Annotated in this window: 15 protein-coding genes and 1 pseudogene; 8 read left to right on the top strand and 8 right to left on the bottom strand. The window is 71.5% G+C overall.

The features are described from left to right. Nucleotides 1–36 precede the first annotated feature (36 nt). Together GQF42_RS05855 and GQF42_RS05860 are read right to left on the bottom strand one after the other, a co-directional pair. A complete protein-coding gene (locus GQF42_RS05855; protein WP_199272581.1) occupies nt 37–858 on the bottom strand; it encodes a lipase family protein in 822 nt (273 codons plus the stop codon). A 152-nt stretch (nt 859–1,010) separates the two neighbouring features. Further along, complete coding sequence (locus tag GQF42_RS05860; RefSeq protein ID WP_199272582.1) at nt 1,011–2,207, bottom strand: FAD-dependent monooxygenase; 1,197 nt, start codon at nt 2,205–2,207, stop codon at nt 1,011–1,013. 338 nt (nt 2,208–2,545) lie between these two features. Between GQF42_RS05860 and melC1 the strand changes: the two genes are divergently transcribed. After that, on the top strand, nt 2,546–2,926 hold the full coding sequence (gene melC1, locus GQF42_RS05865) for an apotyrosinase chaperone MelC1 (RefSeq protein WP_158918295.1): 381 nt from the start codon (nt 2,546–2,548) through the stop codon (nt 2,924–2,926). A gap of 34 nt (nt 2,927–2,960) precedes the next feature. Beyond that, nucleotides 2,961–3,782, top strand: coding sequence for a tyrosinase MelC2 (gene melC2, locus GQF42_RS05870; protein ID WP_158918297.1), 822 nt, complete (start codon nt 2,961–2,963; stop codon nt 3,780–3,782). Nucleotides 3,783–3,810: 28 nt separating this feature from the next. Here melC2 and GQF42_RS05875 read toward each other — a convergent pair whose 3' ends face one another. Continuing rightward, nucleotides 3,811–4,527, bottom strand: a complete 717-nt coding sequence (locus GQF42_RS05875; protein ID WP_158918299.1) for a ribonuclease H family protein — start codon at nt 4,525–4,527, stop codon at nt 3,811–3,813. 69 nt (nt 4,528–4,596) lie between these two features. Then, on the bottom strand, nt 4,597–5,391 hold the full coding sequence (locus GQF42_RS05880) for a VOC family protein (RefSeq protein ID WP_158918301.1): 795 nt from the start codon (nt 5,389–5,391) through the stop codon (nt 4,597–4,599). A 406-nt stretch (nt 5,392–5,797) separates the two neighbouring features. Here GQF42_RS05880 and GQF42_RS05885 point away from each other — a divergent pair, with 406 nt between their 5' ends. The 4 genes from GQF42_RS05885 to GQF42_RS05900 are packed head-to-tail and all read left to right on the top strand — an operon-like array spanning nt 5,798 to nt 10,207. Next, the gene (locus GQF42_RS05885) at nt 5,798–7,240 is read left to right on the top strand and encodes a family 2B encapsulin nanocompartment shell protein (protein ID WP_158918303.1); all 1,443 of its coding nucleotides are present in this window, start codon (nt 5,798–5,800) and stop codon (nt 7,238–7,240) included. Between the two features lie 16 nt (nt 7,241–7,256). Next, complete coding sequence (locus GQF42_RS05890) at nt 7,257–8,309, top strand: family 2 encapsulin nanocompartment cargo protein terpene cyclase (RefSeq protein ID WP_158918305.1); 1,053 nt, start codon at nt 7,257–7,259, stop codon at nt 8,307–8,309. Nucleotides 8,310–8,359: 50 nt separating this feature from the next. Next, nucleotides 8,360–9,244, top strand: a complete 885-nt coding sequence (locus tag GQF42_RS05895) for a geranyl diphosphate 2-C-methyltransferase (RefSeq protein ID WP_158918307.1) — start codon at nt 8,360–8,362, stop codon at nt 9,242–9,244. A 60-nt stretch (nt 9,245–9,304) separates the two neighbouring features. After that, a complete protein-coding gene (locus tag GQF42_RS05900) occupies nt 9,305–10,207 on the top strand; it encodes an aminoglycoside phosphotransferase family protein (RefSeq protein ID WP_233273262.1) in 903 nt (300 codons plus the stop codon). 22 nt (nt 10,208–10,229) lie between these two features. Here GQF42_RS05900 and GQF42_RS05905 read toward each other — a convergent pair whose 3' ends face one another. Further along, a complete protein-coding gene (locus GQF42_RS05905; protein WP_158918309.1) occupies nt 10,230–10,712 on the bottom strand; it encodes a VOC family protein in 483 nt (160 codons plus the stop codon). Nucleotides 10,713–10,841: 129 nt separating this feature from the next. Between GQF42_RS05905 and GQF42_RS05910 the strand changes: the two genes are divergently transcribed. After that, nucleotides 10,842–12,041 (top strand): epoxide hydrolase family protein, encoded by a 1,200-nt coding sequence (locus GQF42_RS05910; protein WP_158918311.1) that lies wholly within the window; start codon nt 10,842–10,844, stop codon nt 12,039–12,041. 13 nt (nt 12,042–12,054) lie between these two features. Here GQF42_RS05910 and GQF42_RS05915 read toward each other — a convergent pair whose 3' ends face one another. From GQF42_RS05915 to GQF42_RS05925, 3 genes and pseudogenes are all read right to left on the bottom strand, one after another. Then, nucleotides 12,055–12,450 (bottom strand): helix-turn-helix domain-containing protein, encoded by a 396-nt coding sequence (locus GQF42_RS05915; RefSeq protein ID WP_199272583.1) that lies wholly within the window; start codon nt 12,448–12,450, stop codon nt 12,055–12,057. A gap of 67 nt (nt 12,451–12,517) precedes the next feature. Further along, the gene (locus GQF42_RS05920; RefSeq protein ID WP_158918313.1) at nt 12,518–12,970 is read right to left on the bottom strand and encodes an ATP-binding protein; all 453 of its coding nucleotides are present in this window, start codon (nt 12,968–12,970) and stop codon (nt 12,518–12,520) included. A 354-nt stretch (nt 12,971–13,324) separates the two neighbouring features. Further along, nucleotides 13,325–14,536 (bottom strand): annotated as a pseudogene (locus GQF42_RS05925) (DUF6777 domain-containing protein); the annotation flags it as partial. Between the two features lie 179 nt (nt 14,537–14,715). On the opposite strand from GQF42_RS05925, the gene GQF42_RS05930 reads away from it, so the two are divergent. Then, a complete protein-coding gene (locus GQF42_RS05930; protein WP_158918317.1) occupies nt 14,716–15,987 on the top strand; it encodes a streptophobe family protein in 1,272 nt (423 codons plus the stop codon). The last annotated feature ends 14 nt before the right edge of the window (nt 15,988–16,001 follow it).

Genomic DNA, 16,001 nt, shown 5'->3' on the forward strand with positions numbered 1-16,001 from the left:
CCGACGCTTTTCACCCTGCCTCGAGCCCCGCGCCGGTCAGCCGAGATTCTTCTCCAGGGCTGCCAGGTAGTTGCGCATGAAGTGGTCACGGATTCCGTCGGAGGCGGGCGCGAAGACGTCGGCGGTCAGTCCCATGGCCCGGTCGGTGAGGGCGGAGAACATCGGCATGCTGTCGTGCAGCCTGCCCTTGGAGTCGATGTAGCGCAGCGCCCGGACATGGGTGAAGACCGGCTCGGGCGGCAGCTGGGGCACGATGTCGTTGTTGTTGACGAAGCGGTACGTACGGCCGCCGAGCCCCCGATGGAACGCCTCGGCAAGGACCGTGTCGCAGGTGCGCGGCTGGCCGAAGGTGTAGATGCCGTCCGCCGCGAGGTGGGGGTTCTCCAGGTACATCCGGGCACCGGCGAGCATGGCGAGGGCGCCGCCCAGGCTGTGCCCGGTGAAGTAAAGGGCCTGTCCGTCGGTGCGCAGGTCCTCGAGGCAGTCGGCGAGGTCCTCGTACACCGAGCGCAGGGCTTCGGCGAAGCCGTGGTGGACGTGTCCGCTGCCGCCGGGGCCGGTGACGGGCGGGGTCGTGGCGTCGGTGAGCCAGTCCTTGATCCGGGCGGGTTCGGTGCCGCGGAACGCGGTGACGATCATCCGGTCGCCGGCCATGGTGTAGGCCTGGGTGTCCTGCAGCGGGAACGGCGGGGTGAACCGGGTCTCGTGGTGCCGCACCTGGCCGAAGCCCCAGCGGGCGGCCTGGTCCTCGATCGTGGAACGGTCCTTGTAGGCCAGGTCGGCCGCGCGGGCCAGCCAGTAGGCGCGTTGCACGCTGTAGCCGGAGGGGGTCTGGTCGAACGTGTCGGGCACGGTCATGGGCAGGACTCCTTGCGCGTAGGAGGAGGTGGGGAGCAGCGGGCCCGAGGGCGCCGGACTCCGTCGGCATGCGGCTGCGCCGCGCGGGCGCGCCACGGCACGACGGCGCCGGGGACGGTCGACGGCGCGTCTCGGCGCGCCCTGCGCGGCGCTCAGCCGCGGCGGGCCCCGGACCGGGCGTGCAGGGCGCGCGCCGCCCGCGGGCCGAGCCACCGCTTGAGCCGGCGCAGCACCTCCAGTTGCCCGGCCGCCTTGTCGAGGCCGTAGTACAGCTGCGGCGGGACGTACGGCAGCAGCGGGGAGTGCCGCTGGCCGAGCAGGGCGAACATCCGGTGCGGGGGCAGGTCGATGTAGCGGGGCAGGTTCTCGTACCAGCGGGCGCTGTAGCGGGCGGCGCTCTGCGCGGACAGCAGCTCGGACCTGCGGCGCCGCTCGTAGGCGGCGAGTGCCTCGGACAGGTCGGCGTGCGTGCCCAGGGCACCGGCGAGGCACATGGCGTCCTCCAGGGCGAGGGAGGTACCGGCGCCGATGGAGTAGTGGGTGGTGTGGGCCGCGTCACCGAGCAGCACCACGTTGCCGTGCCGCCAGCTGCGGTTGGTGAGGGTGCGGAAGGTCAGCCAGCCGGCGCCGGGGCGGGCGATGAGGCGGTGGCCGTCCAGGACGTCCGCGAAGAGCTTCTCGAGCAGCACGAGGCCCTCCCCCTCGTCCGCCCGGTCCAGGCCGAGACCGGTGAAGGTCTCGGGGGAGCATTCGACGACACAGGTGCTCCCCTCGTCGCTGTAGCCGTAGCCGTAGGCCCAGATCCAGCCGTGCGGAGTGTCGACGAAGGCGAAGGTGAAGGCGTCGAAGACCCGGGTGGTGCCGAGCCAGGTGTAGTGGTTGCGGCCCGAGACGATCTCGGTGCCGAACGCCTCGGCGTGTCCCGTGCGCAGGGCGCTGTGCACCCCGTCGGCCGCGACGACGAGATCGGCGCCCGTGGGTGGCTCGGTCAGCTCGCTCTCGTACTCCAGCCGTACGCCGAGCGCGCGGGCCCGGTCGGCGAGCAGCTCGAGCAGCCGGTGCCGGCCGATGCCGAAGCCCTCGTCGCCGTGGTGACGTGTCGTCAGATCGCGGACGTGGGCGACACCGTCGTTCCAGCGGACGGACGCGCCCTCGACCGCCCTCGCCGAGTCGAGGTCGTGCTCCTGGAGCCGGTCGAGCAGCGCCCGCCAGTACGTCACGCCCCAGCCGTAGGTCGACCCCTCGGGGTTGCGCTCATGGACAGTGATGTCGTGGGACGGGTCCTGCCGCTTGAGCAGGATGGCGAGATACAGGCCCGCGGGCCCGCCGCCGGCACAGACGACCTTCACAGGCACACCCCTGTCAGTCACTGAAAGTGGTCGAACGGGACCGCAGGGTAGCAGGGCGGCCCGGCCTCGCCATCGCGTCAGTTTGGCGTGGTGAGCAGCACCACTCGGACAGACGGAACCCGAGAAGGATCACCGAAAAGGCGGCGGCCACGGCAAGGAATTCCCGTTCCGGAGCAGACGGACCTACCGCCACAGCAAGATCAACTTTGTTCAACCCTGTACGACATGTAGCCAATTGTCCGGATCACGGCCAACCGGTTCCGGGGGATTTCTTCCCACGCCCGGGCCCTCGATAGGCATGCGTCGTCACCACAGAAGCATCCTCCGAAGGGACCCGCATGCCCGACATCAGCCGTCGCCGCGCGCTCACCGCCGTGGCCGCCCTGGCCGCGACGGCCACCGCCGCGACCGTCGTCGCACCCGCCGCCTCGGCCACCGGCCACGAGCACCCCATGCCGATGCCGCAGGCCTTCGACGAGGTCTACAAGGGGCGCCGGATACAGGGCCGTTTGATGAGCGGCGGCGGCCACCACCACGAACACGGCGGCGGATTCGAGGTGTTGGTCGACGGCGTCCAGCTGCACGTGATGCAGAACGCCGACGGCACCTGGATCAGCGTCGTCAGCCACTACGACCCGGTGGCCACCCCGCGCGCCGCGGCCCGGGCCGCGGTGGACGAGCTGCAGGGCGCCCCGCTGCTGCCCTTCCCCGCCAACTGACCGCCCCGCAAGGACTATCGGAGCATCGCGCACCATGACCGTACGCAAGAACCAGGCCACCCTGAGCCCCGACGAGAAGAAGCGGTTCGTCGGCGCCGTCCTCGAACTCAAGCGCAGCGGACGCTACGACGACTTCGTCCGCACGCACAACGAGTTCATCATGTCGGACACCGACACCGGCGAGCGGACCGGCCACCGCTCCCCGTCCTTCCTGCCCTGGCACCGCAGATTCCTGCTCGACTTCGAACAGGCGCTGCAGTCGGTGGACTCCTCGGTCGCCCTGCCGTACTGGGACTGGAGCACCGATCGCACCCTGCGCGCGTCGCTGTGGGCGCCCGACTTCCTCGGCGGCACCGGGCGCAGCTCGGACGGCCGGGTGATGGACGGCCCGTTCGCCGCGTCGGCCGGCAACTGGCCCATGAACGTGCGCGTCGACGGCCGTACGTTCCTGCGCCGTTCGCTCGGCACGGGCGTGCGCGAGCTGCCGACCCCCGCGGAGGTGGAGTCGGTGCTGTCCATATCGACCTACGACATGGCGCCGTACAACAGCGCCTCGGAGGGCTTCCGCAACAACCTGGAGGGATGGCGCGGGGTCAATCTGCACAACCGGGTCCATGTCTGGGTCGGCGGGCAGATGGCGACCGGCGTCTCCCCCAACGACCCGGTGTTCTGGCTGCACCACGCCTACGTCGACAAGCTGTGGGCGGAGTGGCAGCGCCGGCACCCGGACGCGGGCTATGTGCCGACGGGCGGCACGCCGGACGTCGTGGACCTGGACGAGACCATGAAGCCCTGGAACGACGTGCGCCCGGCGGAGCTGCTGGACCACACCAAGTTCTACACCTTCGACAGCTGACGGCGGGCGCCGCAGCCGAGGACCGCGATCAGGCCTCGGCGGTACGGCACTCCGGGTGGCCCCAGCCCTGCGCGTTCTTGGCGATCGACTCGCCGGCCGCGTAGGAGCGGCCGCACAGGCAGCGGCCGGGGAACTTGGCCTTGATGGTGCGGGAGGAGGCCCCGCCGCCGGTGCGCGAGGACGTCCCGCCGCCGGCGCGGCGGGGCGCCTTCTTGCGCGGGGCCGCCGCCTTGGGGGTGTCGGGCGAGGCCGGCGGCTCCGGGGAACCGAGCGCACTGCCGGCCTCCTCCTGCGCGGAGGCGGCCTGGCTGGCGGCGCGGTCGGCGAAGTCGTTCAGCGGGTCGCCGTCGACCTGGTGGGCCGGGACATAGCGGAACTGCACCGACCGGCCGTCGAGCAGCTCGTCGATGCGCACGACCAGGTCCTGGTTGGCGACCGGCTTGCCGGCGGAGGTCTTCCAGCCGTTGCGCTTCCAGCCGGGCAGCCAGGCGGTGACCGCCTTCATCGCGTACTGGGAGTCCATCCGGATCTCCAGCGGCACATCCGGCTCGATCGCGGTGAGCAGGCGCTCCAGGGCGGTGAGTTCGGCGACGTTGTTGGTCGCCCGGCCGAGCGGGCCCGCCTCCCAGCGGGCGGGAGTCCGCTCGTCGTCGGAGACCACCCACGCCCATCCGGCCGGTCCGGGGTTTCCCTTCGAAGCCCCGTCGCACGCGGCCACCACACGTTCACGCATGCACACGATCATGCCATGGCCGGGCTGGCGGCCGCTGCGGCACCCGTCCGGCCGCCCGTGCCACGCTCCCCCGGCCCGGCCTCACACGTCCGAGACCGACGGCATCTGCCCCTCGGTGGTCGTGATGTCGATCACCGAGAAGTTCGCGCCCTGCGGGTCACCGAGCGCCGCGAACCGGCCGAAGGGGCTGCTCAACGGCCCGAAGCGGAGGACACCGCCGAGCTTGACGGCGCGCTCGACCGCCTGGTCGCAGTCGTCGACGGTGAAGTACACGTTGATGTACGACGGCACCTCGGGCGGGAAGTCGTCGGTCATCTTCATCCGGCCGAGGACGGTGTTCTCGGCCACGTCGAAGACCCGGAAGTCCACGGCGTGGTCGTCCATCTGCTTCATCCGGTAAGGGAAAACGGCGGAGAGGAAGGTGTCGGCCTTCTCCGGTTCCCGGGTGAAGACCTCGGCCCAGCAGTAGGCGCCCGGAGTCCCGGTCGCCTCGAAGCCCTCGTGGGTGCCGGCCTGCCAGACGCCGAACACGGCGCCGCTGGGCTCGCGGGCCAGGCACATGGTGCCGAAGTCGCCGACCTTCATCGGTTCCATCAGTATCTCGCCGCCGTGGTCCCGGATCTTCTGCGCGGTGGCGGCGACGTCCGGCGAGGAGAAGTAGAGGCACCACTGCGACTGCCCCTCCTGTCCGGGCATGGGCGGGACCACGGCGGCGACCGCCTTGCCGTCCACATAGGCCTGGGTGTAGTTGCCGTACTGCGGCGACGACTCGCCGAAGGTCCAGCCGAGGACGTCACCGTAGAACCGCTTGGCTCCCTCGACGTCGCTGAACATCGCATCGGCCCAACAGGGCGTTCCCTCAGGTTGCACGGCCATACTCACGGCCCTCCTGATGTCCTCTTGTCAAAACCTGTCCCGACAGCGCACACGTGTGGCCCCGCTGCTCACGCTAGCCATCCCGCTGCCGGCACGCGCGCCGAGCGACCGGAGCCGGGGCAGGGGCCGTACCCGACTGCGGAGGGTGACGCTCCGGGTATGGCAGGTCACCGCCGGGAGTGAAGGCCGGACGGGAAACCCGGGCGCCAGGGCGAGGTGAAGCGGGTATGCAGCCGCGCGCCGCATGTTTGACACCAACGGCAGGTTTGCACAACCCACGCGCGAACCCGCCCCCTTTCACGCCTTACCCGGTGATCATCCGGCCTGTTTGGCTGGTCCGGCGCAGCACCACCTCGCACACCACCGACCGATCCCGTCACCCCCGTTCCGCTCCGCTGGAGGGAAAGTGTCCACACCGGACAGCGCCACCGGTTCCGCCGTCGAAGAGCCCGTCCCCGCGCCCGAGGCCGACAGGCCGCTCACCAGCCTCGGCACCCGGGCGGCACGCCAGCTCGCCACGACCACCAAGTCCGAACCACAGATGCAGGCGATCACCTCCAGGTGGCTGCTGAAGGCCCTGCCGTGGGTGGACGTCAAGGGCGGCACCTACCGGGTCAACCGCCGTCTGCAGCTGCGCACCGGACGCGGCCGGGTGCACTTCGAGCACAACGGCGCCGACGACATCCGGGTCGTTCCGCAGACGCTGACCGAGCTGCCGATCCTGCGCGGCTACCCCGACCTCGAAGTGCTGCGGGAGATCGCCGGCCGCTTCCAGCCCCGCGAGGTGCGCGCCGGGCAGGTGCTGTTCGAGGCCGGCCAGCCCGTGACGGAGGCGTACCTGGTCGTCCACGGCCGGTTCACCCGCTACTCCAACGGCAAGTACGGCGACGAGGAGGTCACCGGGGTCGTCACCGCGGGCGACCAGATGGGCGACGAGGCGGTCGGCCAGTCCGACCCGTTGTGGCTGTCCTCGGTGCGGGCCGACACCGCGGGCGTGGTCCTCGCACTGCCCTGGACGGTCGTCCAGGAGATCACCGAGCGGGTGCCGTCCCTCGCCGCGCACCTCCAGGCCTACGTCGAGCAGCAGCGCAAGCCCATGAACCGCAAGGGCGAGGCCGAGGTGCCGGTGCAGGCCGGCCACACCGGCGAGCCGACGCTGCAAGCCGGCTTCGTGGACTACGAACTCGACCCGCGCGAATACGAGTTGTCCCTCACCCAGACCGTGCTGCGGGTGCACTCCCGGGTCGCCGATCTCTACAACCACCCCATGGACCAGACTCAGCAGCAGCTGCGGCTGACCGTCGAGGAGATCCGCGAGCGCCAGGAGTGGGAGCTGGTCAACAACCGCGAGTTCGGGCTCCTGCACAACGTCGACTACGGCCAGCGGGTCAGCACCTTCACCGGCCCGCCGACCCCGGACGACATGGACGAGCTGCTGTCCATGCGGCGCAAGACCAAGGTGTTCCTCGCCCATCCCAAGGCCATCGCGGCGTTCTTCCGGCAGTGCAACCGGCGTGGCCTGGTGCCCGGGACCGCGAGCGTCGACGGGCACGAGGTACCGGCGTGGCGCGGAGTGCCGATCTATCCGTGCAGCAAGATCCCGATCAGCGACGACCACACCACCAGCATCCTCGCGCTGCGCACCGGCGAGGCCGACCAGGGCGTCGTCGGCCTCTACCAGACCGGCATCCCGGACGAGTTCCAACCGGGCCTGAACGTCCGCTTCATGGGCATCAACGAGCAGGCCGTCATCAACTACCTGGTCACCGCCTACTACTCGATGGCCATCCTCGTCCCGGACGCGGCGGGGATCCTGGAGAACGTCCAGCTCGGCCGGACCGCCGACTGAGGGCCTGGAGCACGCCATGAGCACACCCACGACCTCCTACGCCCTGCCCGGGCCGCCGAACCTCGCACAGAGCCTGCGCCCGGCCCGGCGCACCGGCGTGGTCCCCGGCCTGCACCACCGGCCCGCCGTGCCCGCCGACCCGGAGAAGGCCGCCGAGATCGACCGGCGCCTGGAGGCCTGGGCCCGAGAGCTGGAGCTGTTCCCCGAGGCCTGGACGGGGGACTTCTCGGACTTCCAGACCGGCCGGGCCATCGTCCTCCAGCACCCGGGCGGTCTCGACCTGGACCGGCTCACCGCCGCCGGCAAGCTGCTGCTCGCCGAGAACATCGTGGACTCCTGCTACTGCGAGGAGGACGAGGGGCGGGGCGGATCGCGGCGTGGCCTCGGCGGCCCGCTGGTCATCGCCCAGTCGGCGCTCGACCCGTACCACGGCGTCCCGGAGCTGGAGGCCGAGTGGCGCGAGGGCATCCAGGCCGACGGCCCGCTGCGCTCGTACCACTTCGCCCTCGTGGACTACGCCACCTTCGCCACCCCCAGCCAGACCAACCGGTTCGTGCACGACGTGGCTCGGCTGCACCTGGGGTACCTGGGCGAGGCCGCCTGGATGGAGACCCGCTACATGCCGCGGGTCTGGGAGTACCTGGTGATGCGGCAGTTCAACAACTTCCGCCCCTGTCTGTCGCTGGTCGACGCGGTGGACGGCTACGAACTGCCCGAGCAGGTCTACGCCCGCCCGGAGATCCAGCGGATCACCGCCCTGGCGTGCAATGCCACCACGATCGTGAACGACCTGTACTCCTTCACCAAGGAGCTGGCGAGCGACCCGGACCACCTCAATCTGCCGCAGGTGGTCGCGGCCAACGACCGGCACGGGCTGAAGGCGGCCTATCTCAAGTCCGTCGGGATCCACAACCGGATCATGGAGGCCTTCGAGGAGGAGTCGGCCGCGCTGTCCGCCACCTCACCCGTGGTCGCGCGCTACGCCGAGGGCCTGGCCGCCTGGGTCGCCGGCAACCACGAGTGGCACGCCACCAACACCAACCGCTACCACCTGCCCGACTACTGGTAGTTCCGACAGTCCAACTGAAACACCGTCAGTCACACTTCGAGGAGTCACTGTTGACCACCGCCCCTGTCGCTCGGAAGACCACCACGTCAGCCCCGGTGCCGACCCAGTCCAGGTACCAGAACCGCGTCGCGGACTACTGGAACGCCGAGGAGAACCCGGTCAACCTCGAACTCGGAAAGATCGACGACCTGTACCACCACCACTACGGGATCGGGGCGGCCGACCGGTCGGTGCTCGACGAGCCGGACCCGGAGCTGCGCAAGAAGCGGATCACCGGCGAGCTGCACCGGCTCGAGCACGCCCAGGCCGAGCTGCTGGCGAGCCACCTCGGTCCGCTCACACCCGCCGACCGGGTCTTCGACGCCGGCTGCGGCCGAGGCGGCGGCAGCATCGTGGCCAACCTGCGCCACGGCTGCCACTCCGACGGCGTCACCATCTCCGCCAAGCAGGCCGACTTCGCCAATGAGATGGCCCGCAAGCGGGGCGTCGGCGACAAGGTGCGCTACCACCACCGGAACATGCTGGACACCGGCTTCGAGTCGGGTGCCTACGCCGCCTCGTGGAACAACGAGTCCACCATGTACGTCGAGCTGCAGCTGCTGTTCGCCGAGCACGCCCGGCTGCTGCGCCGCGGCGGACGCTATGTGACGATCACCGGCTGCTACAACGACAGCTACGGCCGGGCCTCGCGCGAGGTGTCGCTGATCAACGCGCACTACATCTGCGACATCCACCCACGGTCGGAGTACTTCCGGGCGATGGCCAGGAACCGGCTGGTCCCGGTCCATGTGGAGGACCTGACCGAGGCGACGATCCCCTACTGGGAACTGCGCAAGGAAGCCGACCACTTGGTGACGGGAATCGAGGACGCGTTCCTCACCGCGTACAAGAACGGCAGCTTCCAGTACCTGCTGATCGTGGCCGACCGGGTCTGAGCCAGGTTCCGGTGAAATCCGGTCGACAGCGTGGGCGCCGAGACGCTGGGATGGCCTTCCATGAATGCCGTCACCCCACCGCCGCGTATGCACGCGGACGAGGTTCACCTCGACGCCCCGCTGGTCGGTCGGCTGATCGCCCGCCGATTTCCGCGCTGGGCCGGCCTGCCGGTACGGCGGCTCGCGTCGTCCGGCACCGAGAACGCCATGTTCCGGCTGGGCGGCGACCTGCTCGTACGGCTGCCACGGCGGCCCAACGCCGTACCGGACGTGACACACGAGCAGCGCTGGCTGCCCCGGCTCGGGCCGCTGCTGCCGGTGGCCGTGCCCGAGCCGCTCGGGATCGGCGGGCCCGACGATCTGTTCCCCTGGCCGTGGTCCGTCTACCGCTGGCTGGAGGGGACCAATCCGGCGGCAGGGGCGGTCCGTGAACCACGGCGGCTCGCCGCGGACCTCGGAGCGTTCGTCCGCGCCCTGCGCCTGATCGATCCGCAGGACGGCCCGCCCGGCTATCGGGCCGGTCCCCTCCAGGCCCGGGACGAGCCGACCCGGGCCGCCGTCGCCGAACTGGGCGGACGGATCGACACCGACGCGGTCATCGCCCACTGGGAGCGGGCCCTTGACGCCCCGGCCCACGCCGGTCCCGGCGTGTGGGCCCATGGGGACCTCTCCCCCGGCAACGTGCTGGTCGACGGCGGCCGGCTCAGCGCCGTGATCGACTTCGGCTGTGCCGGCGTCGGCGATCCGGCCGTGGACCTGATCGCCGCGTGGAATCTCCTGCCGGCCGCCGCCCGGGACACCTTCCGGGAAGCGGTCGGTGCCGACGACGCCGAGTGGGCCCGCGGACGGGGCTGGGCCCTGTCGATCTCGCTGATCCAGCTGCCGTACTACTGGGACACCAACCCGGCTCTGGTGGAGAACTCCCGGCACGTCATCGCCGAGATCCTCACCGAGACGGGGTGAAGGCACCCCGGCCCTGCGGCCGCTACTCCCCCGCGTGGGCCTTCTCCAGGGTGGCGACGTCCAGCTTGCCCATCGCCATCATCGCGGTGACGGCGCGGGACGCCTTCTGCTGGTCCGGGTCGTTGATCAGGTCGGCCAGCCGGTCGTAGACGACCTGCCAGGAGACGCCGTACCGGTCCTTCAGCCAGCCGCACGGGCCGGGCTCGCCGCCGTTCTCGGTGAGCCGGTTCCAGTAGTGGTCGATCTCCTGCTGGTCCGCGCAGAAGATCTGGAAGGAGATCGCCTCGGTGAACTTGAACTGGGGGCCGCCGTTGAGCGCGATGAACTTCTGGCCGTTGGCGGTGAACTCGACCACCAGCACCGAGCCGGCCGGGCCGGGCCCGGCCTCGGTGGTACGGGTGACCCGGCCGATGGACGAGTTCTTGAAGACCGACACATAGAAGTCGGCGGCCTCCTCGGCCTGGCCGTCGAACCAGAGACACGTGGTGAAACCGTCGGTGCTCATGGGTACCTCCTGGGCGGGGAACACGGTCATCCGTACCGACCGCTCGGCGCCGCAAAACTCATCGGCCCCACGGAGAACCGGGCGAAAATTCGGGCCGGGCGCGGGCCGTCCCCGATTAGCATCCCCACCATGACCTCCACACCCGGCGAGAGCATCGAACCCTTCCGCCTGTCGGTCCCTCAGCACGATCTCGACGACCTCCAGGACCGCCTCGACCGCACCCGTTGGCCCGCCGAGCTGCCCGGCGCGGGGTGGGAGTACGGCGTCCCGGCCGGCTATCTGCGGGAACTGGTCCAGTACTGGCGGCACACGTACGACTGGCGCGCGGCCGAGGCCGAGCTGAACCGGTGGCCGCAGTTCACCACCACGATCGACGGTGCGCACATCCACTTCGCCCACATCCGCTCGCCCGAACCGAACGCCACCCCGCTGGTGCTGACCCACGGCTGGCCGGGCTCGATCGTGGAGTTCCTGGACGTCGTCGGCCCGCTCACCGACCCGGTGGCGCACGGCGGGGACGCGGCCGACGCCTTCCACGTCGTCGTGCCGGGCATCCCCGGTTTCGGACTGTCCGGGCCGACCACGGACCGGGGCTGGGAGGCGGGCCGGGTGGCCGGCGCCTGGGTGGAGCTGATGCGGCGGCTCGGCTACGAACGGTTCGGGCTGCAGGGCGGTGACTGGGGCGCCGGGATCTCGCGCGAGCTGGGCCGCGCCCATCCGGACCGGGTGATCGGCGTCCACCTCAATCTACTGCCGGGCGCACAGGCGCTCACCGAGCCCGCCGAGGCGGAGCTGGCCGCCCTCGGCCCCGCGGAGCGGGAGCGTACGCTGCGGTCCTGGCGCCGGTGGGAGGAGTGGTTCCGCGAGGGAGCCGGGTACGCCGGTCTCCAGGCCACCCGTCCGCACACCCTCGGCTACGCCCTGACGGACTCACCCGTCGGTCAACTCGCCTGGATCGTCGAGAAGTTCAAGGAGTGGTCCGACTGCAAGGAGCTGCCGGAGGAGGCGGTGGACCGGGACCGGCTGCTGACCAACGTGATGCTGTTCTGGCTCACCGGTACGGCCGGGTCGTCGGGGCGCATCTACTACGAGCGGGCACATGCCACCGGCGACCGGATCGCCCGGCCCGCCGAGCCCTCGACCGCGCCGACCGCGCTGGCCGTGTTCCCGGCCGACCCCCAGATCCCGCTGCGGCACAAGGCGGATCGGACCGAGAACATCGTGCGCTGGACGGAGTTCGACCGGGGCGGGCACTTCGCGGCCCTGGAGCAGCCGGACCTGCTGGTCGGCGACGTCCGGGCGTTCTTCCGACAGTTGCGGGAGAAGTGACCGGGCCGACTCGTCAGGCGGCCAGGCAGAGACCGTTGTAGGGCCGGTGCGGTGCGGCGGCCGGGCGGCGGTGGCTGCTCGTGCGCCGGGTCAGCTCGCCGTGCGTCAGCGACAGCAGGTCGCCGAGGCCCAGGCCGAGGGCGTGCGCGGCGGCCGCGAGGACCTCCGAGGAGGCCTCCTTGCGGCCGCGTTCGATCTCGGAGAGGTAGGGCAGCGAGATCCGGGCCGCGTCGGCGACGTCCTTCAGCGTGCGTTCCTGCGCCCGCCGCTCGCGGCGCAGCACCTCGCCGACCAGATCGCGCCACAGGGGCTCCTTGCTCTCCCGGGGCTCGGACTCGGGCTCCCGTGGACGGGCGGGCGCCGGCCGCAGCGGGATCACTCGGGCTTCGTTGCTCACCTGGTTCGTCACCCACGTCAGCCTAGGAGGCGGGGGCCGCGGGACAAGGCCCCCGCGTTGCGCCCTGAGGGAAATCGGCTCAGCGTCCCAGGTCGAAGCGGGCGCGTATCCGCTTGCCCACGGGTACGCGCTCCGCGACGACCTCCGCGGCCAGGGCGTCCACGATCTCCAGTCCGTGTCGCCCGACGCGTGCGGGGTCCCTGGGGTAGCGGCGGGGCAGCGCGGAGCTGCTGTCGTACACGCAGACCGTGACCGCGTCGTCGGTGCCCTCCAGCTCCAGGATGTACGGGCCGTTGCTGTGCTGCTCGGCGTTGGTGACCAACTCGCTCACGAGCAGGAGCAGCTCACCCTCGGCATCGCGGTCGACGGTGGCGCACCACTCGGTGCTCAGTTGCTGGAGGAACCGGGCGGCGAAGGCCCGTGCCTCCGCGATGGAGCCGGGTTCGCCGCTGTAGTGCGCCGCACGGCGCAGCGGTTCCACGGTGACGTCGAAACCAGTCGGTATCACTGGCCCGCCCAGGTGCTCGGTCATGCTGTCTCTCTCGAATGCCGGGTCCGGCCGGTCGCCTGTTGCACCAGTCCTGATACCCCGAGGAACGCCCGGCAGTCCCCCCGGGCGTTCGCCGAGCGCGCACAGTGGCGATCGTCACCTTCCGGGCGAGTCCGGCCGGTGCGGCTCGGCGCCGCTCACCGGCGGCTCACTCGTCGTCCCGGGTGTCTCCTGCCGCGTGGTCTGCTCGGCCGTGCTCCGCCCCGCGCTCTCCCCCGACCTCGCTGTCTGCGTCACCTTCCCATTCGGCAAAGAGCCCGGGGACGGTGCCGAGGGCCCGGCGGATGAGGACGCGGCCGGGGACGACCCCGTCGAGGACGACACGGCCGACTCAGGTCCCGACGACGAGGCCGACGGCGATGAAGACGACGGCGCGGTGGACGAAGCACCGGAGGACGGGAGCGAGGAGGACGGGGACGAGGGCGTGCCCGACGAGGGCGGGGGCGAGGCCGACGAGGGAGACGGCGATGAGGACGACGGCGATGAGGACGTCGGGGACGAGGGGACGGCGCTCGACGGGGACGTGGAGGAGGGCGACGTCGACGGGCTCGGCGTGCCCGGTGCGGAAGGGCAGTGCTTCGACCCGGGCGGACACGTCGGGGACGGGGACGGGGTCCGGGGCGGGCTCCAGGGATGGGGGTGCTTGGGCGGCCCGGTGTGCTCGTCGTGCCGCCAGCCCTGGTCGCCGTGCGGGCGCTGGATCCAGTTGCCGTGGCGGGGGTCGTAGAGCACGAAGACGTTGACGACGGTCGGCGCCGGTGTCACGACGACGACGTTCGAGGGCCGGTACGCCGGCCAGCGTCGGCCCACCAGCGTGGGCGTGTGCTTCTCGGCGACCGGCGAGGTCAGTGGGTTGCCGCAGGCGCAGCGGACCCGGGGCACGCCGCGGCTGTCGACCAGGACGGCGGTGCCCGCCTGGAGTACGGACTGGTAGCTGGTCGCGGCACCGTTGCGGTAGCCGTGGTTGGTCACGCGCGTGTCGACGCGCAGCTGGACCGGGGTGAGCGAGCGCAGATAGGAGGGCACGCCGGAGGACTGGACTCCGGCCACGGAGGCGAACGCCCTGCTCTTGGCCGGGTCCGTCTGGAGGGCCTTGATCTGCTGCTCCACGTCGCAGGCCGCTACCTCCCGGGTGCCGCCGTAGAGTCCGGGCGCCCCGCCCTCCACTCCCTGCATCACGCCCGCGGGGCCGGAGGGAGCGGCGGAGGCGGACGGAGGCGGCGGAGCGGAACTCTCCTTCGCCGTCGACTCCGTGAAGGGGTCCTGGCCGGCGCCGGCGGCGGACTGCAGGAAGACCTCGCCGCCCTTGGCCGAGGAGCCGCCGCCCGAACGGGTGAAGACGACGGCGAGCACCACGGCGGCGACCACGACGGCGCTGAGGGCCGCCATGCGCGGAACGGACTTCCACCACGGCCCGTGCGGTTCCTTGGGCCCGGTGCCCCCGCTCGGTGGTCCGGCGGGCGGTCCCGAAGGCGGCTGGGAGGGGCCCGACAGGGGGCCGGAGGGCGGCCCTGTCGGGCCCCCGGAGGACGGAGGTTCGACGCTCACGAGCACTTCTTCCCGTCGCGATGCGCGGCTTTTCTCAGTACGGGCTTTCTCGGTGCGGCATGTCGCGGTCAGGTTCCCTTTGGTGCATTTGGATGCACATTGAGCCCATTGTGTGTCTCAGAGTCACCACGCTCGCAAGCCGACGGGCGGGGCGACCGGCTGCTGCTTAGCGTGGCAGCGTGAGCCCTCCGACCGTCTCCGCACGGCCAGCCGCCCGCCATGGCTGGCCCCAGGCCGTGGGCGCGGTGCTGACCGGCCTGGCCGTCATGATCGTGGTGGCCACACTGGGGCTGTGGGCCGCCGGCGCGGCACAGCTGCCGGACGGTGCGTTTCCGAGGGTGGTGGCCGCGACCCTGGCCACGGCGGTCGGCGGCAGCGTGGAACTGTCCGGCAACGCGGGGGCACTGGCGCAGAGCCGGGCGGGAGTCACGGTGATCCCGCTGTCGGTGACGCTCGCCGGCGCCCTGGTGATCGGGGCGGGCTTCCTGCGCCCACTGCGGCACCGGGCCGTGGCCTCGGCCGCGGAGCTGGGCGGCTGGGCCGCCCGGCTCGCAGTGCTGTGGCTGCTCGTGCTGGTCGGCCTGGCTCTCGGTGCCCGGCAGACCTTCGCCGTCGACGTGGGCAGCGGCACGCTCAACGATCTGGCCGGGCTGTTCAACGCCGCGCCGCGGGTCGGGTTCACCACGGACGTGCCGCTCACGGTGCTTTTCGGGCTGCTGTGGCTGGCCGGGGTGCTGCTGCTGGCGGTGCTGGTCGCGCGCGGGGCTCCGCTGCCGGGGCGGCTGCTGCGCTTCCAGGAGTCGGTGCGCCCGGCGGCGCACGCGATGGTCGTCCTGCTCCTCGCCTACGTCGTCATCGGCCTCGTCATCGCGCTGATCACGGCGGCCACCCGCGGGCACGCCCCCGCGACGTTCGCACTGATCCTGCTCGCTCTGCCCAACCTGGCCTGGCTGGCCCTCACCCTCGGTCTGGGCGCGACCTGGGACGGCCGGGTCGACGGCCCCTTCGGCCTGCCGATGCCCCATGTCCTGGACGTGCTGCTGCGTACCCGTGACGTCTCCACGCTGAATCTGCGCACGCTCACCGACTACGACGGCCGCTGGTGGTGGCTGGCGGTCGTGGACGCGATCCTGCTGCTCGCTGTGGCGTTCCGGACGGCCGTCCGCTCACCGGCCCGGATCCGGCTGTGGCAGCACGCCCTGCACCTGGGCGTCGCGCTGGCGCTGACCGTGCTGATGATCTGTCTGACGGGCCGTGTCTCGGCGCACTACGGCCTGTCCCTGCTCGGTATCGGTGACCTGGGCGGCGGGCTGTCCGGCGAGCTGTTCCTCACGCCTCGGCTCTGGCAGGCGGTGGGCCTGGGCGCGCTGTGGGGTGCGCTCGCCGGGTTGCTGGGCGGGCTGCTGGCGCTGCTGGTACGCCGCCGGGTCACTGCGCCGCAGGCGCCGTGACCCGGCTGTCCTCG

Source organism: Streptomyces broussonetiae (assembly GCF_009796285.1).
In the GTDB taxonomy this organism is placed as follows: domain Bacteria; phylum Actinomycetota; class Actinomycetes; order Streptomycetales; family Streptomycetaceae; genus Streptomyces; species Streptomyces broussonetiae.

What these genes read in the sequence shown, in the direction of transcription:
- GQF42_RS05920 (WP_158918313.1), bottom strand. Translation starts at nt 12,970, where the DNA reads ATGACCGAGCACCTGGGCGGGCCAGTGATACCGACTGGTTTCGACGTC.
- GQF42_RS05880 (WP_158918301.1), bottom strand. Translation starts at nt 5,391, where the DNA reads ATGGCCGTGCAACCTGAGGGAACGCCCTGTTGGGCCGATGCGATGTTC.
- melC2 (WP_158918297.1), top strand. Translation starts at nt 2,961, where the DNA reads ATGACCGTACGCAAGAACCAGGCCACCCTGAGCCCCGACGAGAAGAAG.
- GQF42_RS05890 (WP_158918305.1), top strand. Translation starts at nt 7,257, where the DNA reads ATGAGCACACCCACGACCTCCTACGCCCTGCCCGGGCCGCCGAACCTC.
- melC1 (WP_158918295.1), top strand. Translation starts at nt 2,546, where the DNA reads ATGCCCGACATCAGCCGTCGCCGCGCGCTCACCGCCGTGGCCGCCCTG.
- GQF42_RS05905 (WP_158918309.1), bottom strand. Translation starts at nt 10,712, where the DNA reads ATGAGCACCGACGGTTTCACCACGTGTCTCTGGTTCGACGGCCAGGCC.
- GQF42_RS05900 (WP_233273262.1), top strand. Translation starts at nt 9,305, where the DNA reads ATGAATGCCGTCACCCCACCGCCGCGTATGCACGCGGACGAGGTTCAC.
- GQF42_RS05855 (WP_199272581.1), bottom strand. Translation starts at nt 858, where the DNA reads ATGACCGTGCCCGACACGTTCGACCAGACCCCCTCCGGCTACAGCGTG.
- GQF42_RS05875 (WP_158918299.1), bottom strand. Translation starts at nt 4,527, where the DNA reads ATGATCGTGTGCATGCGTGAACGTGTGGTGGCCGCGTGCGACGGGGCT.
- GQF42_RS05910 (WP_158918311.1), top strand. Translation starts at nt 10,842, where the DNA reads ATGACCTCCACACCCGGCGAGAGCATCGAACCCTTCCGCCTGTCGGTC.